The organism is Fictibacillus nanhaiensis, assembly GCF_042686385.1.
Classification (GTDB): Bacteria; Bacillota; Bacilli; order Bacillales; family Fictibacillaceae; genus Fictibacillus; species Fictibacillus nanhaiensis.
In genome coordinates, this window is sequence record NZ_JBHUPF010000006.1 from 1,271,688 (window position 1) to 1,289,856 (window position 18,169).

Annotated in this window: 22 protein-coding genes and 1 other annotated feature; of the genes, 19 read left to right on the forward strand and 3 right to left on the reverse strand. The window is 40.6% G+C overall.

The window, feature by feature from the left end:
• Positions 1 to 41 precede the first annotated feature (41 nt).
• Positions 42 to 114, forward strand: a sequence feature (ribosomal protein L21 leader region).
• 14 nt (positions 115 to 128) lie between these two features.
• From rplU to ACFS5O_RS09950, 6 genes are all read left to right on the forward strand, one after another.
• A complete protein-coding gene (gene rplU, locus ACFS5O_RS09925) occupies positions 129 to 437 on the forward strand; it encodes a 50S ribosomal protein L21 (RefSeq protein ID WP_066396525.1) in 309 nt (102 codons plus the stop codon).
• Between the two features lie 5 nt (positions 438 to 442).
• Positions 443 to 796 carry a ribosomal-processing cysteine protease Prp gene (locus tag ACFS5O_RS09930; protein ID WP_205726969.1) on the forward strand — a complete coding sequence of 118 codons (354 nt, stop codon included), beginning with the start codon at positions 443 to 445 and terminating at the stop codon, positions 794 to 796.
• Entirely contained in the window at positions 789 to 1,079 is a 291-nt protein-coding gene (gene rpmA, locus ACFS5O_RS09935; RefSeq protein WP_066239506.1) for a 50S ribosomal protein L27, read from the forward strand. Before ACFS5O_RS09930 ends, rpmA begins: the two co-directional genes overlap by 8 nt.
• Positions 1,080 to 1,207: 128 nt before the next feature.
• The gene (locus ACFS5O_RS09940) at positions 1,208 to 1,744 is read left to right on the forward strand and encodes a Spo0B domain-containing protein (protein WP_066396522.1); all 537 of its coding nucleotides are present in this window, start codon (positions 1,208 to 1,210) and stop codon (positions 1,742 to 1,744) included.
• Between the two features lie 18 nt (positions 1,745 to 1,762).
• The gene (obgE, locus tag ACFS5O_RS09945; protein WP_144698812.1) at positions 1,763 to 3,049 is read left to right on the forward strand and encodes a GTPase ObgE; all 1,287 of its coding nucleotides are present in this window, start codon (positions 1,763 to 1,765) and stop codon (positions 3,047 to 3,049) included.
• 116 nt (positions 3,050 to 3,165) lie between these two features.
• Complete coding sequence (locus tag ACFS5O_RS09950; RefSeq protein WP_066396518.1) at positions 3,166 to 3,612, forward strand: ACT domain-containing protein; 447 nt, start codon at positions 3,166 to 3,168, stop codon at positions 3,610 to 3,612.
• Between the two features lie 38 nt (positions 3,613 to 3,650).
• On the opposite strand, the gene ACFS5O_RS09955 is transcribed toward ACFS5O_RS09950, so the two are convergent.
• Together ACFS5O_RS09955 and ACFS5O_RS09960 are read right to left on the reverse strand one after the other, a co-directional pair.
• Positions 3,651 to 4,178, reverse strand: a complete 528-nt coding sequence (locus ACFS5O_RS09955; protein WP_205726968.1) for a transcription repressor NadR — start codon at positions 4,176 to 4,178, stop codon at positions 3,651 to 3,653.
• The gene (locus tag ACFS5O_RS09960) at positions 4,175 to 5,326 is read right to left on the reverse strand and encodes an IscS subfamily cysteine desulfurase (protein ID WP_205726967.1); all 1,152 of its coding nucleotides are present in this window, start codon (positions 5,324 to 5,326) and stop codon (positions 4,175 to 4,177) included. The genes ACFS5O_RS09955 and ACFS5O_RS09960 overlap by 4 nt, the downstream gene beginning before the upstream one ends.
• Positions 5,327 to 5,423: 97 nt before the next feature.
• Between ACFS5O_RS09960 and nadB the strand changes: the two genes are divergently transcribed.
• From nadB to yajC, 12 genes are all read left to right on the forward strand, one after another.
• Positions 5,424 to 7,004 (forward strand): L-aspartate oxidase, encoded by a 1,581-nt coding sequence (nadB, locus tag ACFS5O_RS09965; RefSeq protein WP_205726966.1) that lies wholly within the window; start codon positions 5,424 to 5,426, stop codon positions 7,002 to 7,004.
• Positions 6,958 to 7,818 carry a carboxylating nicotinate-nucleotide diphosphorylase gene (gene nadC / locus ACFS5O_RS09970; RefSeq protein WP_205727318.1) on the forward strand — a complete coding sequence of 287 codons (861 nt, stop codon included), beginning with the start codon at positions 6,958 to 6,960 and terminating at the stop codon, positions 7,816 to 7,818. Before nadB ends, nadC begins: the two co-directional genes overlap by 47 nt.
• Positions 7,793 to 8,890 carry a quinolinate synthase NadA gene (nadA, locus tag ACFS5O_RS09975; protein ID WP_205726965.1) on the forward strand — a complete coding sequence of 366 codons (1,098 nt, stop codon included), beginning with the start codon at positions 7,793 to 7,795 and terminating at the stop codon, positions 8,888 to 8,890. The genes nadC and nadA overlap by 26 nt, the downstream gene beginning before the upstream one ends.
• 136 nt (positions 8,891 to 9,026) lie before the next feature.
• Positions 9,027 to 10,658 carry a LysM peptidoglycan-binding domain-containing protein gene (locus ACFS5O_RS09980; protein ID WP_205726964.1) on the forward strand — a complete coding sequence of 544 codons (1,632 nt, stop codon included), beginning with the start codon at positions 9,027 to 9,029 and terminating at the stop codon, positions 10,656 to 10,658.
• Positions 10,651 to 11,631: a hypothetical protein gene (locus ACFS5O_RS09985; protein ID WP_205726963.1), complete on the forward strand. Its 981-nt coding sequence runs from the start codon at positions 10,651 to 10,653 to the stop codon at positions 11,629 to 11,631. Before ACFS5O_RS09980 ends, ACFS5O_RS09985 begins: the two co-directional genes overlap by 8 nt.
• A 72-nt stretch (positions 11,632 to 11,703) precedes the next feature.
• On the forward strand, positions 11,704 to 12,291 hold the full coding sequence (locus ACFS5O_RS09990) for a YhcN/YlaJ family sporulation lipoprotein (RefSeq protein WP_205726962.1): 588 nt from the start codon (positions 11,704 to 11,706) through the stop codon (positions 12,289 to 12,291).
• Positions 12,292 to 12,560: 269 nt separating this feature from the next.
• Positions 12,561 to 13,154 carry a Holliday junction branch migration protein RuvA gene (gene ruvA, locus ACFS5O_RS09995; protein ID WP_066396504.1) on the forward strand — a complete coding sequence of 198 codons (594 nt, stop codon included), beginning with the start codon at positions 12,561 to 12,563 and terminating at the stop codon, positions 13,152 to 13,154.
• A gap of 14 nt (positions 13,155 to 13,168) precedes the next feature.
• On the forward strand, positions 13,169 to 14,170 hold the full coding sequence (gene ruvB, locus ACFS5O_RS10000) for a Holliday junction branch migration DNA helicase RuvB (protein ID WP_153237745.1): 1,002 nt from the start codon (positions 13,169 to 13,171) through the stop codon (positions 14,168 to 14,170).
• On the forward strand, positions 14,167 to 14,358 hold the full coding sequence (locus ACFS5O_RS10005; RefSeq protein ID WP_205726961.1) for a DUF2905 domain-containing protein: 192 nt from the start codon (positions 14,167 to 14,169) through the stop codon (positions 14,356 to 14,358). The genes ruvB and ACFS5O_RS10005 overlap by 4 nt, the downstream gene beginning before the upstream one ends.
• A gap of 18 nt (positions 14,359 to 14,376) precedes the next feature.
• Positions 14,377 to 15,405 carry a tRNA preQ1(34) S-adenosylmethionine ribosyltransferase-isomerase QueA gene (gene queA, locus ACFS5O_RS10010; RefSeq protein ID WP_205726960.1) on the forward strand — a complete coding sequence of 343 codons (1,029 nt, stop codon included), beginning with the start codon at positions 14,377 to 14,379 and terminating at the stop codon, positions 15,403 to 15,405.
• 17 nt (positions 15,406 to 15,422) lie between these two features.
• Positions 15,423 to 16,565 (forward strand): tRNA guanosine(34) transglycosylase Tgt, encoded by a 1,143-nt coding sequence (gene tgt, locus ACFS5O_RS10015; RefSeq protein ID WP_205726959.1) that lies wholly within the window; start codon positions 15,423 to 15,425, stop codon positions 16,563 to 16,565.
• Positions 16,566 to 16,614: 49 nt separating this feature from the next.
• The gene (gene yajC, locus ACFS5O_RS10020) at positions 16,615 to 16,887 is read left to right on the forward strand and encodes a preprotein translocase subunit YajC (RefSeq protein ID WP_066396495.1); all 273 of its coding nucleotides are present in this window, start codon (positions 16,615 to 16,617) and stop codon (positions 16,885 to 16,887) included.
• A 24-nt stretch (positions 16,888 to 16,911) separates the two neighbouring features.
• Here yajC and ACFS5O_RS10025 read toward each other — a convergent pair whose 3' ends face one another.
• Entirely contained in the window at positions 16,912 to 17,301 is a 390-nt protein-coding gene (locus tag ACFS5O_RS10025; protein ID WP_205726958.1) for a TIGR04086 family membrane protein, read from the reverse strand.
• Between the two features lie 194 nt (positions 17,302 to 17,495).
• Here ACFS5O_RS10025 and ACFS5O_RS10030 point away from each other — a divergent pair, with 194 nt between their 5' ends.
• A complete protein-coding gene (locus tag ACFS5O_RS10030; protein WP_205726957.1) occupies positions 17,496 to 18,155 on the forward strand; it encodes a DUF421 domain-containing protein in 660 nt (219 codons plus the stop codon).
• Positions 18,156 to 18,169 lie beyond the last annotated feature (14 nt).

The following is an 18,169-nucleotide window of genomic DNA, read 5'->3' on the forward strand; positions in this document are numbered from 1 at the left end:
GGGTGCCAAACATGGTATCCTTTTTTCGTTAGTGTTTGGAGCACCCGCTCCAACCGCACAGACCAGGTTTTAAGTATTTTATATACACCTGGGATGGCGAGTCTGAGTATAAGAGGAGGTGCACGTTGATGTACGCAATTATTCAAACTGGTGGTAAGCAAGTTCGAGTTGAAGAAGGTCAAGCGATCTATGTTGAAAAACTAGATGTTGAAGCTGGAGCGTCAGTAACATTCGAGGATGTATTGATGGTAGGTGGAGATAGCTTGAAAGTAGGAGCTCCTTTAGTTGAAGGTGCTACAGTTACGGCAACAGTTGAAAAACATGGCCGTGGCGAAAAAGTGGTTGTCTACAAGTTTAAGGCGAAGAAGAACTACCGTCGTAAGCAAGGACACCGTCAACCATACACAAAAGTTGTGATTGAAAAAATTAACGGGTAATTCTTATGATTCTAGTTTCTATATACAGGAACAAAGATCAAGACATACTTTCGTTTACGATGGAAGGACATGCTGACTTCGCTCCACATGGCCAAGATTTGGTTTGTGCAGCAGCTACAGCGGTGTCGTTTGGTACGATCAATGCGATAGAAAAGCTTTGTGGCTATGAGCCAGAAGTAACTACTCATGAAGATGGTGGTCTTCTAACGTTAAGTGTACCGAATAATCTTAATGATTCTATACATCAGAAAACACAGTGGCTTTTGGAAGGCATGATTGTATCACTTGCTTCGATTGAAGAAGGATACAGCGAGTATATAAAATTGACTGAACATGAAGGAGGTGCAACGAATGCTTAAATTAAACCTTCAATACTTTGCCTCTAAAAAAGGGGTAGGTAGCACAAAGAATGGTCGTGACTCACAGTCTAAGCGTCTAGGCGCTAAGCGTGCTGATGGACAATTCGTTTCTGGTGGTTCAATTCTTTACCGTCAACGTGGTACTAAGATCTATCCTGGTACAAACGTAGGTAAAGGCGGAGATGACACACTATTTGCTAAGGTAGACGGAGTTGTACGTTTCGAACGTTATGGCCGTGACCGCAAAAAGGTAAGTGTTTACCCAATCGCGCAAGAAGCGTAAGAGGGAGATGAAAACTCTAACCAGATTGGTTAGAGTTTTTTCTTTGCTTTGTGAGAGTATTAAGTACTGCGCTAAATTTGTTGGTGTAAGGTATAGCCCTATTAAAAGGAAAGGCTAGGAGTGCGATGATGTCAAACAAATGGACAACTGTCGATCTTTTGCGCCACGCCAGGCATGACTGGCTAAACCAGCTACAGCTTATTAAAGCAAACCTATCACTTGGCCGCACAGAGCGGGCAAAAGAGATTATGAATGAAGTAATTGAACTATCACGGGAAGAATCAAGAATCTCTAACCTGAAAACCCCGAATTTATCGGAGTACTTATTAACATATAATTGGTTGAAGCATCCGGTGAAATTGTATGGAAAAGTAAATGGTGAAAGCGGGGATTTTAGCTTATTTGAAGAGGAATTGTTACATACGACGAAAGAAGTATGCGATGTATTGAATAATTCCATTTCGGGTTATGATGAATACTCACTTACTGTTACTTTTGATCCTGCAGCTCTTCGAGTCTGTTATGCTTTTCAAGGAGCTCTAACAGATGAAAAGGATACGTATGAAGTATTGAGAAATATTTTTTCAACACATAAAAGCATGTTACTCATCGAAAGCTATAATCAGGAAAATAAGTGTTATTTTGATATTCAGTTAACTTCCTAATGGAAGGAGGAGAATGAAATGTTTGTCGATCAGGTCAAGATTTATTTAAAAGCAGGTGACGGCGGAAACGGAATGGTTGCATTTCGCCGTGAAAAATACGTTCCAGACGGTGGTCCTGCAGGTGGTGACGGAGGAAAAGGAGCAAACGTAATCTTTGAAGTAGAAGAAGGATTACGTACGCTAATGGATTTTCGTTACAACCGTCATTTTAAAGCCCCTCGAGGTGAACATGGTATGTCTAAGGGCATGCATGGAAAAAAAGCGAACGATATGATTGTTAAAGTCCCTCCGGGCACTGTCGTGACAGATGCTAACACAGGAGAGACCATTGCTGACCTTGTACATCATCAGCAACAAGCGATCATCGCTAAAGGCGGTAGAGGCGGCCGTGGAAACACTCGTTTTGCTACTCCTGCAAATCCGGCTCCAGAAATTGCTGAGAACGGTGAACCAGGTGAAGAACGAGAAGTAACATTAGAATTAAAAGTTTTAGCTGACGTAGGATTAGTAGGATTCCCAAGCGTTGGGAAATCAACTTTCTTATCCATTGTTTCAGCTGCGAAGCCGAAAATTGCCGAGTATCATTTTACTACGATCACTCCTAACTTAGGAGTTGTTGCTGTTGAAGATGGAAGAAGCTTTGTAATGGCTGACCTTCCAGGTTTGATCGAAGGTGCTCACGAAGGTATTGGACTTGGTCATCAATTCTTAAGACATATTGAACGAACACGTGTTATTCTACACGTCATCGACATGTCTGGAATGGAAGGACGAGATCCTTATGATGATTTCGTGAAAATTAACGATGAACTTAATCAGTACAACATGCGTTTGATGGAACGTCCGCAGATTGTTCTAGCAAACAAAATGGACATTCCAGGTGCTGAGGAAAACCTTGAGATCTTTAAAGAAAAAGTGGGAGAAGATGTTAAAGTATTCCCGATTTCTGCGATTTCACGTCAAGGTATCAGAGAAGTTCTTTTTACAACAGCAGATACTCTTGAGGTAACGCCTGAGTTCCCACTAATTCATGATGATGGTGGAGAACAGCAAAGAGTTCTATACAAGCATGAAAAAGAAGATGCTGGCTTCTATATCACTCGTGACCCTGCAGGTATTTTTGTTATCAATGGTCCGAAGATTGAAAAGCTGTTTAAGATGACAGACTTTTCTCGAGAAGAAGCAACAAAGCGTTTTGCAAGACAGATGCGTACTCTTGGTGTAGACCAAGCGTTACGTGATCGTGGAGCAGAGCATGGCGATGTTGTTCGAATCCTAAAATATGAGTTCGAATTTATCGACTAAAAGAGGACAGCCTAGCGTGCAGGCTGTCTTTTTTGTATACAAATGTCCGCGTGAGATAGACGTAGAGAACTAATCCTATTATAATAGGGGAAAGAAAGTCACCGGAGGAAAGCTAAATGAAAAATGATCAGCAATACTATATGGTAAGAGAAGATGTTTTGTCAGAATCTATGCAAAAAGCGTTGGAAGCAAAATCTCTTTTAGAACGAGGAAAAGTAAAGACAGTAGCAGAAGCTGCAGAAAAAGTGGGTTTGAGCAGAAGTGCATTCTATAAATACCGTGATGGCATCTTTCCATTTCATACGATGGTAAAAGAAAAAATTATTACACTTTCGCTCCACCTCGAAGACAGATCCGGTGCCCTGTCAAGCTTGTTAACAGTAGTTGCTTCGCAAGGATGTAACGTATTAACGATTAATCAGACGATTCCCCTGCAGGGTCGTGCTCATATTACATTGACGATTGAAACGAACATGCTTCAAGGAGATATGAAGGACTTGTTGAGCACTTTGAACCGGATGGAAACCGTTGAACGAGTCGAAGTAGTAGGAACTGGCGCATGAAAAAATCCCTGGCTGATGCAGCTAGGGATTTTTTTAGCTTATAATAAGAAACCTTTTTCCTTCAAGGCACTACATACCTTATCGAGTTTCTCTTCAGAATCTGATGAGAGAGTGTGCATGTGAATGCCTTCTGTTAATTCACTCAAAAGGCTGGCATTTGTTTCTCTTAGGCGTCTGATCAAATCCTCAACATCCTTACGAGTGGAGAGTTTGAGTGAAGCTTTAATATCCCCATAGACAGGGTGTTCAACGGTCACATCTTCAACTGTAACTCCGTAATCCACGATTGTTATGAGTTCGTTTGTTGTTTCTTCTGGTGGATGATTGGCAGCAATCACGCGAGAGTATCGTTTGTTTGAGTCGTTCTTTAGGTAGATATAACCTTGAGCTGTTGCCATAATCGGCTCACCGCTTGCTTTTAAAAGTGACATGTCTTGTACGATGACCTGTCTGCTAACATTCGTTTTCGTGGCGAGAATCGAACCACTAAGTGGCTTGTTGGCGCTCATCAGCCAATCTATCAGCTGCGAACGTCTCTCATCCCCTTTTAATTTCTCGTTACTCATCTTGTTATTCCCTCACTAACGGATCTAAATATATTTGTTATTTTAATAAGTGCTTTGCCCAGTAAAACGATTTCTTTAGAAGTTGTTTGATGACTGGTCGATATTCGAACTAATTCATGAGCTTCACTCTCTGTTCTCCCAAGGGCAAGTAAAGTTTTAGAAGGTGCTTGTTGTCCGTTTTTGCAAGCTGATCCTGTTGAAACAGCGATTTTTAGACGATCAAGTTCTTGCATCACAATTTGACCTTCCATCCCTTTAACACGGATTGGAATAATAAAAGGAGAGCTGTCATCATGCCCTTCAAACACTATGCTCTTATCTGTAAGTATAGACGAAATGAATTGTTTTCGCATGTCGACAGCATGTTGATAATGTTTATGCTGTAGATGAAATGCCTCTTCGGCTGCTGTAACAAAAGCTACTATTGAGGGCAGATCAACGGTTCCAGCTCGAAATCCACGTTCATGTGTGACTTCAGAGAGAAGAGGTGCTATATGAACAGATGGCGAGATATACACGGCACCCGTTCCTTTTGGGCCGTGTATCTTGTGAGCAGACATTGTGAAAGCATCAATAGACATAGAACGAAAATAACGATTATCCCATTTTCCGAATGATTGAACACAATCACTATGAAACAAAACATCATGTTCTTTTAATCGTTCACTGATCTCTTTAATATTCTGTACGATTCCCGTCTCACTGTTCACATGCTGAATGGTGACCAGAGTGGTATCTGGTCGAATAGAGGACAGCAGCGTGTTAATCGAGACCTTTCCGTTTTTTTGTACGGGTATTCTTGTTATCTCATACCCATTGTTCTCTAAAAATCTAAGGGCGTAATCAACAGAAGGATGTTCGATATTTGATGAGATAATATGTTTTCCTTTATCGTTTGCTCCATGTGCTAACGAAGTAATAGCTAGAAAATTACCATCCGAACCCCCGCCTGTAAAATAGATTCCTTCACTTTCTTTTCCTAACGATTCAGCTAAAGAACGACGAGCATGTTCTAATAGATCGCGTGCTGCAAGACCACCTTCGTGAAGACTCTCCGTATTTTGAAAATACGTTTTTGAAGTTTGAGCGAAAGCGTTAAGTGCAGAATCTGACAGTGGTGTAGTAGCGGCATTATCAAGATATATCAAGGTTTCCACCTCAGTTTTAATAAAATAGTTGTATCTAGTTTAAATCTATGTAAATATAGGTGTCAAGACACGTGTAAAGTTGAGGTGTTTTGTTTTTATGAAAGAGATGGAAGCAGATGTATTGATCATCGGTGGAGGAATCGCTGGTTTGATGGCTGCTGAATATTTAAGTTCGCATAAGAATGTGATAGTTATCACAAAGTTTTCTGCAGAGAAATCAAATTCTTTCTTAGCTCAAGGCGGAATTTCTGCAGCAATAGATAGAGAAGACTCTTGGACGGAGCATTTTTTAGATACGCTCAAAGCCGGTCATCATCATAATGATCAAGAAGCTGTCAAACAGCTTGTGAAAGAAGGTGAAAGTGTCGTTCGCACACTTACTGAGTGGGGAGTATGCTTTGACAGACATGAGAACGGTTCTTTTATGTTAGGTAAAGAAGGTGGGCACCATCGCAATCGAATCGTTCATGCTGGAGGGGATCAAACCGGCAAGAAAGTGATTGAAGCTTTAATTTCACGAGTCAAGAGCAAGGTTAAGGTTGTTAGTCATCAGTACGCAGTTGACTTAATCATCCAAGATCATAGATGTATCGGTGTGTATGGTAAGGATGATAAAAACCGAACAACTATCTTTCAAGCCAAAACTACATTATTAGCAGGTGGAGGTTATGCAGGGATCTATGGAACGACTTCTAATGCATATGGATCAGACGGGAGCGTTCTAGGCATGGCTTACCGGGCTGGCTTAGAACTTTCGGACTTGGAGTTTGTTCAGTTCCATCCAACCCTTTTATCAGGAAGAGTACCAGCGGGCTTGATTACTGAAGCGGTTCGTGGTCAAGGTGGAATATTGGTCAACTCAAGTGGAGTTCCTTTTATGCAAGACGTTCATCCATTAAAAGATCTTGCACCACGAGATATCGTATCTAAGAGGCTATTTCAAGAGATTCATGAACACGGCGAGAAAGTTTACTTAGATATTTCTTCAATTAAAGGTTTTAGAACTAAATTTCCTGGAGTAACCATGCTTTGTGAGAATGCTGATATCGATTTGAATAAAGGGTTGATCCCTGTATCTCCTGGTGCTCATTTTACGATGGGTGGAATCGTTACAGATCTCTCGGGTAAAACCTCCTTGAGAGGGTTATATGCGATAGGAGAGTGTGCGAATACGGGTGTGCATGGTGCCAATCGGTTAGCGAGTAACTCTCTCCTTGAAGGAGCTGTTTTTGCAAAAGCAGCGGCAACTAGTATTCTTTCATGTGAGAAATCGGATAGTCAACCGCTGTTATCGAAAAGAAAGAAGATGAAGGATAAGAAAGCGATTCAGCTCAAGGGTCTTCTAGAAGAAAAAGATATTCAACGTCTCATGGATAAATATGCGGGAATCGTCAGAAACAAGGAAGAATTGGAAATAGCTGCAAAGAAATTAGACCTGTGCTCGTGGAAACCCGATCTGATCAAACAGCCCCTCTCTGTGATCAAGAGGTTCAATATGCAAACTATCGCATGGTTGACGGTTACAAGTTGTCTGAAGCGAGAAGAAAGCAGAGGCAGTCATTATCGAAAAGATTTTCCATCTCAAAAGAATGATTGGAACTCAAAAAAAATAACAAGGAGTTTGTGGCATGATGAATCCATTATTGCTGAAAAAACAGCTGCAGGAATTTTTAATTGAAGATATCGGATCAGGAGACTTGTCAGCGTCTCTTTTTGAAGATCATACAGAAGTAACCGCAACCATTATAGCAAAAGAAAATGGAGTAATGGCTGGTGGGCAAATTTTGTCTATCGGATATGAACTGATCGATCACACGGTACAAACGAGTATCTTTGTTAATGATGGAGAAATGTTTAATGCAGGAACAGTGTTAGCTGAGATAACAGGTAGAAGACAAAGTGTCTTGTCTGGAGAAAGAGTCATACTGAACCTTTTACAACGTCTGTCTGGTATAGCGACGCTAACTGCAAAAGCGGTGTCTTCTTGCGAAGGTGAAACTCGAATTTGTGATACGAGAAAGACGACACCAGGATTAAGGATGTTTGAAAAGTATGCGGTTCGATGTGGAGGAGGATTCAACCACAGGTTCGGACTCTACGACACCGTCATGCTGAAGGATAATCACTTAGCGGGATTTCCTTCTATCCGTGATGCAGTTGAAACAGCGCGTGAAAAGTGTGGACACACCGTGAAGGTAGAAGTCGAAACAGAGACGGAAGAACAAGTGATTGAAGCGGTATTAGCTGGTGCGGATATTATCATGTTTGATAACTGTACTCCAGAAGAGATCAAACAAAGACTTACACATGTGCCTTCACATATTATCACGGAAGCTTCTGGCGGGATTACTCTAGAAGAGATCAAGAAATATAGTGAAACCGGTGTTGATTATATTTCTCTCGGTTACTTAACTCACTCTTATAAAGCGTTGGATATTAGTATGAATGTTAAAGGAGTTGTAAAACATGACGTTACTAAAAACGTTTTCTAAAACAAATACCTTACCAGAAAGATATAGCAAAATGTCAGTGGAAGAGATGGAGGCTAGGATTCATGAGATCAAGAACCGTTTAGGAACACGTTTGTTCCTTCCAGCTCATCATTATCAAAAAGATGAAGTTGTTCAATTTGCCGATGTTACAGGTGACTCTCTACAACTTGCCAAAATTTCAGCAGAGAATAAAGATGCTGACTTTATCGTATTCTGTGGCGTCCATTTTATGGCCGAAACAGCTGACATGCTGAGCACTGACAATCAGACTGTGATTCTTCCAGATTTGAAAGCGGGCTGTTCGATGGCGGATATGGCGAATATTCATCAAACGGAGAGAGCTTGGATCGAACTTCAAAAACTCTTTGGTAATACGATCCTGCCACTTACTTATGTGAACTCAACTGCTGAGATAAAAGCATTTTGTGGGAAGAATGGCGGGGCTACTGTTACTTCTTCAAACGCAAAAGAGATGGTAAGCTGGGCTTTTGAACAAAAAGAAAGATTGCTTTTTCTTCCCGATCAGCATCTAGGGAGAAATACTGCATATGATCTAGGGGTACCACTTGAAGATATGGCGATTTGGGATCCGATTTCTAACCAATTAATCTTTGACGGTAAGAACCTTGAACAAGTCAAAGTGATTCTATGGAAAGGTCATTGTTCTGTTCATGAGAAGTTTACCGTGGGTCAGATTGCAGATTTTAGAGAGAATCATTCAGAGTTTCAGATTATTGTTCATCCAGAATGTACGCATGAGGTTGTAAGAGCTAGTGATCTGAATGGATCTACTCATTTTATTATTGAGACGATCAAACATGCCGAACCAGGAACAAGCTGGGCTGTCGGAACAGAGATGAATCTTGTAAACAGATTGGCTCAACAGTTCAGTGACAAGAAAATCGTCTCACTAAACCCAAATCTCTGCCCATGCCTTACGATGAATCGTATAGATCTAGCACACTTGTTATGGTCACTTGAAAATATTATAGACGGGAATGTAGAAAACGTAATTAAAGTAGATGAAGAAACAAAAAAATATGCAATCACAGCATTGAACCGAATGATGTAGTGTTTCTCCTCCTGTCATAACCTCCTTTTATGAGGCATAAATTGATAAAGGAATAATGTCACTTCTAATACGATGTAGCAATATGCCCAAATGTTCATATACTGTAAGGAAATTTGGCAGGAGGGAGTTTTGCAGCGTGAGAATACACATTGTGCAAAAAGGGGACACACTCGACAAAATCGCTGAAAAATACGATGTGCCAGTAAATGAACTAAGAAAAGCAAATCCGGGTTTCTCTAAAACAGATGTTATCGAACGGGGGGAAAAGATTAAAATCCCGATCAAGATGCCTGGTATGAAGAAAGAACAACCTATTGTACCGGTTAAAGAAAAACCGGTAGCACCTGTTCAGGAGGTTCCAAAGCCAGCACCGGTTAAGCCTGCTCCAAAGAAACCAGCTCCAATAAAACAAGAAATGAAACCAGCGCCAATGAAACCAGCGCCAATGAAACCAGCGCCAATGAAACCAGCACCAATGAAGCCTGCACCAACAAAGATGGAAAAGAAAGATGTACCGATGAAAAAAGATGTTCCGATGAAAAAAGATGTGCCTATGAAAAAAGACGTGCCCATGAAAAAAGATGTTCCAATTTTAAAAGATCAACCGATGAAAGCACCGATGAAGCAGCCTATGGCACCTATTCATGATAAGGACTTTGCTGGAATGGTGGAATCTTCAAATCTAGGGCACTATGTACCGATGGGATATCCGAATCAACAGCCAAACATAGCAAATATGCCGAATATGGCTAATCAGCCAAACATAGCGAACATGCCGAATATGGCAAACCAACCAAACATAGCGAACGAGCCGAATATGGCAAACCAGCCAAATGTGGCGAGCAAGCATGGAATCTATGCAGGAAAAGACGGGTATGCCCCGAATAAACATCCATTTTTAATGGAAGAGTCATCTGGAATGATGCAGAACATGTATGGTTCGATGCCTCCAATGTTTCCAAAACCTCAAACGTATTCTCAAATGCCACAAGGCTATGGAATGATGCCTCCACAAGGTTTCAGTGGAATGCCACAACTCTATGGTAGTGGATATCCACAAGGTGGAGGTGGCATGCAACAAGGAGGTTCTATGCCTTTTGGAGAATATCCTGATTCAGATATGGATCAAATGCCTTCAGGAGAATACACACCTGGTGGGCAACAAATGCTGGATATGCAAATGGGCATGCAACAGCCAGGATCGATGGGTATGATGCCTATGGGTATGCCTCAAGGATTTAGTGGAATGCCACAGATGGGTCAAATGGGGATGGGTATGATGCCACAAGGAGGCGGAATGCCAGGAATGCCACAGATGGGTCAAATGGGTATGATGCCACAAGGAGGCGGAATGCCAGGAATGCCAGGGATGGGTCAGATGGGTATGATGCCACAAGGTGGAGGAATGCCAGGAATGCCAGGGATGGGTCAGATGGGTATGATGCCACAAGGTGGAGGAATGCCAGGAATGCCAGGGATGCCAGGGATGGGTCAGATGGGTATGATGCCACAAGGTGGAGGAATGCCAGGGATGGGTCAGATGGGTATGATGCCACAAGGTGGAGGAATGCCAGGGATGAGTCAGATGGGGATGATGCCACAAGGTGGTGGAATGCCAGGAATGAGTCAGATGGGTATGATGCCGCAGGGTGGAGGAATGCCTAGTATGCCTCAACAGATGCAACAAGGTATGCCAAACCCATATTCACAAGCGCAATCTCGTGAGATAGATGAGAACTTTATGGAAGAAACGGAAGAAGATGAATAGGGTCGTAAGGGACGATTTCCAAGGGGATCGTCTTTTTTTAAAAAAGATGAATGAACTGGGTCTTGAAGTGATTGACTTTGGTTTTTTTCGAGAGAACGTTATCTGGATTAAAACCAAGCAAGGAAAGTTTGTTTTAAAAGGGTTTAGCAGGTCAGAAACATGCAATAAGCAATTAAAGCTCTCTAAACTATATCATGGCCAAAAACCGAGGATAATGGGAACGTATACGTCATATCCAAACCAGAAAAAAACGGTTCAATTCGGAAAATACATTTGGGCAATCATGCCATTTTATAAGGGAGAAGGTCTTCATTTTGGCAATAAGGACGATGTCAAAGCTGGAGTAGAGGCAATCACCCGTTTTCATTCTTTTTCAAAAAACATACCGCTACCCCTTTATGAACAATTGTCCTCGTACTCTTTATTTAAAAAGTGGAGTGACAGACTGGACGCTTTTAAATTTCATGCAAGATCAGCAAATTGGAATCATCAGATGCGTCCTTTAATTTCAGAAATCATCATGTGGGGAGAATGGAGTTTAAACCACTTTGATCATGAAGCTGTTGAAAAGCTAGAGAATAAAGCGTACAAGAAAAAAGAGATCACACATGGAGATGTTGCTCCACATAATTTTGTGAAATATAAAGAAAAAGATACGTATCTGATTGATTTTGATCTTTTTGCAGCAGTTCCTCAAGCATTTGATTGGTTACAGTATGCGAATCGTATCTTACCATTTTGGCATTGGTCGTATGAAAAGATGGAAGAGATAGGGAATGAAGTTTTCTTAAAATGGTTTACAAAAAGATGGTTCGTAATAAGTCTGGTATTTCCCACGGATCTCTATCGAGAATGGAACAGGGCCCTTAAAACAGGGGACAAAGAAATGATCAATGCCGTAACGAGATTTACTTTGCGTGATTTTTCTCACAGAAAAAAGTTTATCGAAAAGATAATAAAGAGAATGAGTTAACAATCATCCTACATTTAACAGATTATTTAGAGCCTTCTTCTGCCAAGCTAATGGTGAAAGGAGGTTTTTCCATTGAACTTTTTAGGGAAATCACTTACCGTAACAATCCTAGCTGTAGGTCTCGTAGGCTGTAACGGTGTAAATGAATCTCAGGATAAGAATGACAACGATGTTCGACCGATTGGATACTACTCTAACGAGGGAGATAATCGTGGTGATCTTGACCGGGGTAATGGATTCATAACTGATATGACTGATCGAGATGTAAATGATCATACTGCCACATACCATGAAGATTATGATGGTAAACTTGCTGAACGAATTGCGAAAAATGTCAATGACATCCGGGGTGTAGACGATGCTCACGTTATTCTTGAGGATAACAACGTCATTGTAGGAATAGACACGGATAATAAGAAGAAGACCGAACTAACTAACAAAGTTAGAGAGATCACTTCAAAATTGGCACCAAATCGTGATGTGAAGATCGTAGCTGATCGAGATATGGTTAACCGCATTGAGAACGTTGATAACAATCTGCGAGATGGCCGTGCTTACACGGAAGTTGAATCAGATGTTCGCGGAATTAGCAACGATATCGTAAATGCCGGCAGTGACCTTGGAAATGCGATAAAACGTCCTTTCGAAAACAACCGCTAGTATAAAAGAACTGTCAAAAGTTAAAACAACTTTTGTGCAGTTCTTTTTTTGTGAATTTAATTACTTAAGATGAGTGTATGAAAGTGGTTCACCGCTTGTCCCCTAAAAAGCGAGTAACCTAGAGCGGGAATTAACTACTTGCAAAAAGGTAGCGCATAAGATCCTTATAAAGAAATCAAATTCGCTTTTTATAAGGAATTAAGGGGGAGCCTATGATACAATAAGCAATAGAAACATACGCTCGTGTTTAGCGTTAGGGAGAGAAGAATTTGATTGAAAGTATTTCTGGAAATGTAGATTACATAACCGCAGAATATATTGTGATTAACAACAATGGAATCGGATATAAAATTTTATGTCCCAATCCTTTTATCTATAAATTGAACGATCAGAAGACGGTATATACGTATCAATATGTTCGTGAGGATATACTTGCTCTTTACGGTTTCAAGAACAGAAAAGAACGTGACTTGTTTTTAAAACTATTGAACGTGTCAGGAATTGGCCCAAAAGGAGCATTAGCGATCGTTGCCTTCGGTCAGCCAGAACAAGTGGTCAATGCGATCGAGCAAGAAGATGAAAAGTTCCTAACGAAGTTTCCAGGTGTAGGAAAGAAGACAGCTCGTCAGATGATCTTAGATCTGAAAGGCAAGATCTCCATCTTCGCAGATGCTGAATTTACCGATGGACTATTTGCAGATGTTGAACCTGAGAGTGATGAACTTGATGAAGCACTTGAGGCTCTTGCTGTCTTAGGTTATGGCAGAAAAGAGATTCAAAAAATTCTGCCGGAACTTAAAAAAGAGAAGATGTCAGCCAACGAATATGTTAAAGCTGCATTGAAGAAGTTAATGAATTCATAAGGACGTGAGGATGTATGGAAGAGAGAATTGTTTCTTCAGAAGAACGTCAAGATGAAGCAAATATCGAGTTAAGCCTGCGCCCTGAACTTTTAGACGAGTATATTGGACAAACCTCTGTAAAGGACAATTTGCGGATCTTTATTAAAGCTGCAAAGCTTCGCAATGAACCTCTTGATCATGTATTGCTGTACGGGCCTCCAGGTCTAGGGAAGACAACGTTGGCATCGATCATTGCAAACGAGATGGAAGTTAACTTGAGGACAACAAGTGGACCAGCTATTGAACGTCCAGGTGATTTAGCAGCCATATTGACCTCTTTAGAGCCAGGTGATGTTTTATTTATTGATGAAATCCACCGATTATCCCGTGCGATTGAAGAGATTCTATATTCTGCAATGGAAGATTTTTGTTTAGATATCGTGATTGGAAAAGGAGAGGTTGCCAGGTCTGTGAGATTAGATTTGCCTCCTTTCACTTTGATTGGTGCTACCACAAGAGCGGGATCTTTATCAGCTCCTCTTCGTGATCGTTTTGGTGTGCTCGCAAGGCTGGAATATTATAAGCCAGATGAGCTTGGTGAGATCGTAAGACGGACTGGGGACGTATTTGGGGTAAGAGTAGATGATCTATCAGCAGAAGAGATTGCGAGAAGATCAAGAGGTACTCCGAGGATTGCTAACCGGTTGTTACGCCGAGTAAGGGATTTTGTTCAGGTTGAAGGCAAGGATACGATTTCTTTGCCGATCTGTCAGAAAGCTTTAGAGCTTCTGCAAGTAGACCGTTTAGGTTTAGACCATATTGACCATAAATTATTACTAGGGATCATTCACACGTATAAAGGCGGTCCTGTAGGTCTAGAGACCATTTCGGCTACAATTGGTGAAGAATCGATGACCATTGAAGATGTTTATGAGCCTTATCTTCTTCAGATTGGTTTTTTACAACGTACTCCACGTGGACGTATGGTTACAGAACAGGCCTATCAATACTTTGGACTGGAGGCGTCCGCGGATTGAACCGACTGTTAATCGTTGCAGGAATCGTTCTAATTATTATAGGATTAGTAGGGACGTATATAGGTAAACTTCCTGGTGATATGGTTTGGAAAAAAGGAAACACAACTGTCTATTTTCCGATCGTGACTTCTATTATCATCAGTGTGGTACTTTCCTTGATCTTCATGATCATAGGTCGATTTAAATAGAAAGCAGGAATAGATTACATGAACGTAAATGATTTTGATTTTCATCTACCTGAGGAATTAATTGCGCAAACACCTCTTGAGAACCGCACTTCTTCAAGGTTGATGGTTTTAGATCGCTCACAAGAAACAATCGAACATAAGCATTTTTATGATTTGAAAAACTACCTTAAAGCAGGAGACTGCCTTGTCTTAAACGATACTCGCGTACTCCCAGCAAGACTTTTTGGACAGAAATCGGATACAGGTGGAAAAGTGGAGGTACTTCTTTTAAAAGAAGAAGGAAACGACACATGGGAAACACTTGTAAAACCAGCAAAAAGAATTAAACCCGGTACAGAAATCTCTTTTGGAGATGGCAGATTAAAAGCAGTTTGCACGGGTGAGAGTGACCATGGTGGCAGACAGCTTAAGTTTATTTATGATGGCATTTTCTACGAACTTCTTGATGATCTGGGTCAGATGCCACTTCCGCCCTATATTAAAGAACAGTTAGAGGAAAAGGACCGTTACCAGACTGTTTACGCGGTACATCAAGGTTCTGCAGCCGCTCCGACCGCTGGGTTGCATTTTACGACAGAATTAATTGAAGAGATTAAATCTATGGGTGTACATGTTACGTTTATTACTCTTCACGTCGGTTTAGGTACGTTTCGTCCTGTTAGTGTAGAAAATGTTCTGGAACATGACATGCATGCAGAATTTTATCAAGTAACAAAAGGAACAGCTGAACTTTTAAATGGGGTTAAAGAGGCTGGCGGAAGAATTATTACCGTTGGAACGACTAGTACACGAACACTTGAAACGGTAGCTAATAAATTTGATGGCAAGTTTGAAGAGGATTCTGGATGGACAGATATCTTTATCTATCCAGGTTATTCGTTTAAAGCGATCGATGGACTGATTACGAACTTCCATCTTCCAAAATCAACATTAATCATGTTGGTGAGCGCATTAGCTTCCAAAGATTTCGTTTTAAGAGCATATCATGAAGCCGTCGAAGAAAAGTATCGCTTTTTCAGTTTCGGTGACGCGATGCTTATACTTTAAGGGGGATATATTTTAAGATGAAACCAGCAGTAACGTATGAATTAATAAAAACGTGCAAACAATCAGGTGCACGATTAGGGAAAGTCCATACTCCGCATGGAACATTTGAAACGCCTATCTTTATGCCGGTGGGTACATTAGCAACAGTAAAAACAATGAGTCCAGAAGAACTTAAAGAGCTTGGCGCAGAAATCATTCTGAGCAATACGTATCACCTTTGGTTACGCCCAGGACATGATATCGTGAAAGAAGCTGGTGGGCTTCATAAATTTATGAACTGGGATCGTCCGATTCTTACGGATTCAGGCGGCTTTCAAGTCTTCTCTTTAAGTGACCTAAGAGAGATCAAAGAAGAGGGTGTTCACTTCAGAAATCATCTGAACGGTGAAAAGCTTTTCTTAAGTCCTGAAGGTGCAATGGAGATTCAAAACGCACTAGGTTCTGATATTATGATGGCGTTTGATGAGTGTCCGCCGTATCCAGCGGAATATGATTATATGAAAGCTTCTGTTGAACGTACAAGTCGTTGGGCTGAGCGCTGTTTAAAAGGACATGCTAGACCTCAAGATCAAGCTCTTTTTGGTATCGTACAAGGTGGAGAATATGAAGAACTTCGAAAACAGAGTGCGCGAGATCTTGTATCGCTTGATTTCCCAGGTTATGCAGTTGGTGGTCTTTCAGTGGGTGAACCGAAAGATGTGATGAACCGTGTATTAGATTTCACAACGCCACATCTTCCAGAAAACAAACCACGTTATTTGATGGGAGTAGGGTCTCCTGATTCACTCATCGATGGGGCGATTCGTGGAATTGACATGTTTGACTGTGTACTGCCTACTCGAATCGCTAGAAACGGGACATGTATGACGAGTGAAGGAAGGCTTGTGGTTCGTAACGCGAAGTATGCAAGAGATTTCCGTCCGATTGATGAAAAGTGCGATTGCCATGTATGCCGAACTTACTCTAGAGCTTATATTCGTCACCTTGTAAAAGCGAACGAAACATTCGGTTTCCGATTAACAAGTTACCATAACCTGTATTTTTTGGTAAACTTAATGAAGCAAGTAAGACAAGCGATCATGGAAGACAGACTTCTTGATTTTAGAAATGAATTCTTTGAAATGTATGGATTCAATAAACCGAACGCGCGTAACTTCTAAACAAAAACACCACAACAAATAGTTAACTTATAGAAAGGGGTGAAATAGTATGGGTGGAAGTCTTGGAGGAATATTGCCGATTATTTTGATGTTTGCAATTTTTTATTTTCTGTTAATCCGACCGCAGCAAAAGAGACAAAAAGCGGTTCGTGAGATGCAGTCTAACCTTAAAAAGGGCGACAAAGTTGTAACAATCGGTGGATTACACGGAACACTAGATAGCATCGATGATAACATCGCTGTAATTCGTTCGAACGATGGCGCAAAGTTAACATTTGATCGTAACGCGATCCGTGAAGTAAAAGAAGAAGCGGTACTATAACAAAAAGACCCGTTCATACGGGTCTTATTTATATGTTTGTTTATGACTGCTTAAGTTAACACCCATGATTCCACCGATGATTGCTAATAAAAGAAAAAGAGCGTGATACATATACTGAGAAGAGTTGAACGTACTCTGATAACCCAAGTATTGAATAAGAAAAACGAGAAAAGAAAACAAAAGACTTGTACCGCCACCTAACAGCCAACCTTTACTCTGACCTTTCTTACCCGAAATCAATCCACCTATAAATAATGATAAAAAAGAAAGACCCACTGTTACCCATTTCAACGATGCTTCTGTTAGTCCAGTAAAACGCAGCAAAAGTGAGAGCACTAAACTGCAAAGCATGATCATTAAAAGTACAGCAATCAGACCCCGTCCCATAGAAGTGGCCATATGTTTAATCCCCATCTTTAATCCTCCTTATCCCTAGAAGCTTTCTATATACTTTATTCAGATACCGTAAAAATTAGAAGTACAAGCAAGTATTTTCCCTTTCGTTTCCATTGGTTTATTTGGCAAAACCTGCGTATCATGTTTTTTCATATCTGTGCCACACTAACTAATGGAATGAACTTAGAACGTCCTATGGAAGGAGGGGAATCATGGAACTGTATACGGTTATATTTAGAACGCTTTTTATTTACTTTTTAATCATGATCATTTTTCGAATGATGGGTAAGCGTGAGATGGGAAAGTTATCTATCATCGACTTTGTGGTCTCAATCATGATTGCAGAGTTAGCTGTAATCTCAATCGAAGATCCTACGATTCCAATGTTGAACTCCCTCGTATCCATCTTTGTTTTGCTGAGCATTCAGCTCATATTGGCACTCATCTCTTTAAAGAGCAGAAGAATGAGAGAGATTGTAGACGGTAAACCTTCTTTGATCATTAAAGAAGGACAGGTGGATGAACATGAAATGAAAAAGCAACGATACAATTTTGATGATCTTTTAACACAATTACGTGAGAATAATATTAGAAGTTTGAACGAAGTTGAATTTGGAATTTTAGAAACAACGGGAAAGCTTTCCATTATAAAAAAGGATGAAGAATCCGAAAATACACCGATTCAAATGATTATGCCCCTAATTTTGGACGGAAAGATATTAGAAGATAATCTTGAAAAGATGGATAAAACGTCTTTTTGGTTAAGACAAGAGTTAAAGAAAGTTGGGTTTAAAGAGATAAAAAACATATCATTCTGCACGTTGAATGAAGATGGGACGTTGTATGTCGATGAATTGAACAGTAAAAAATAAAACAGCCGAATCGG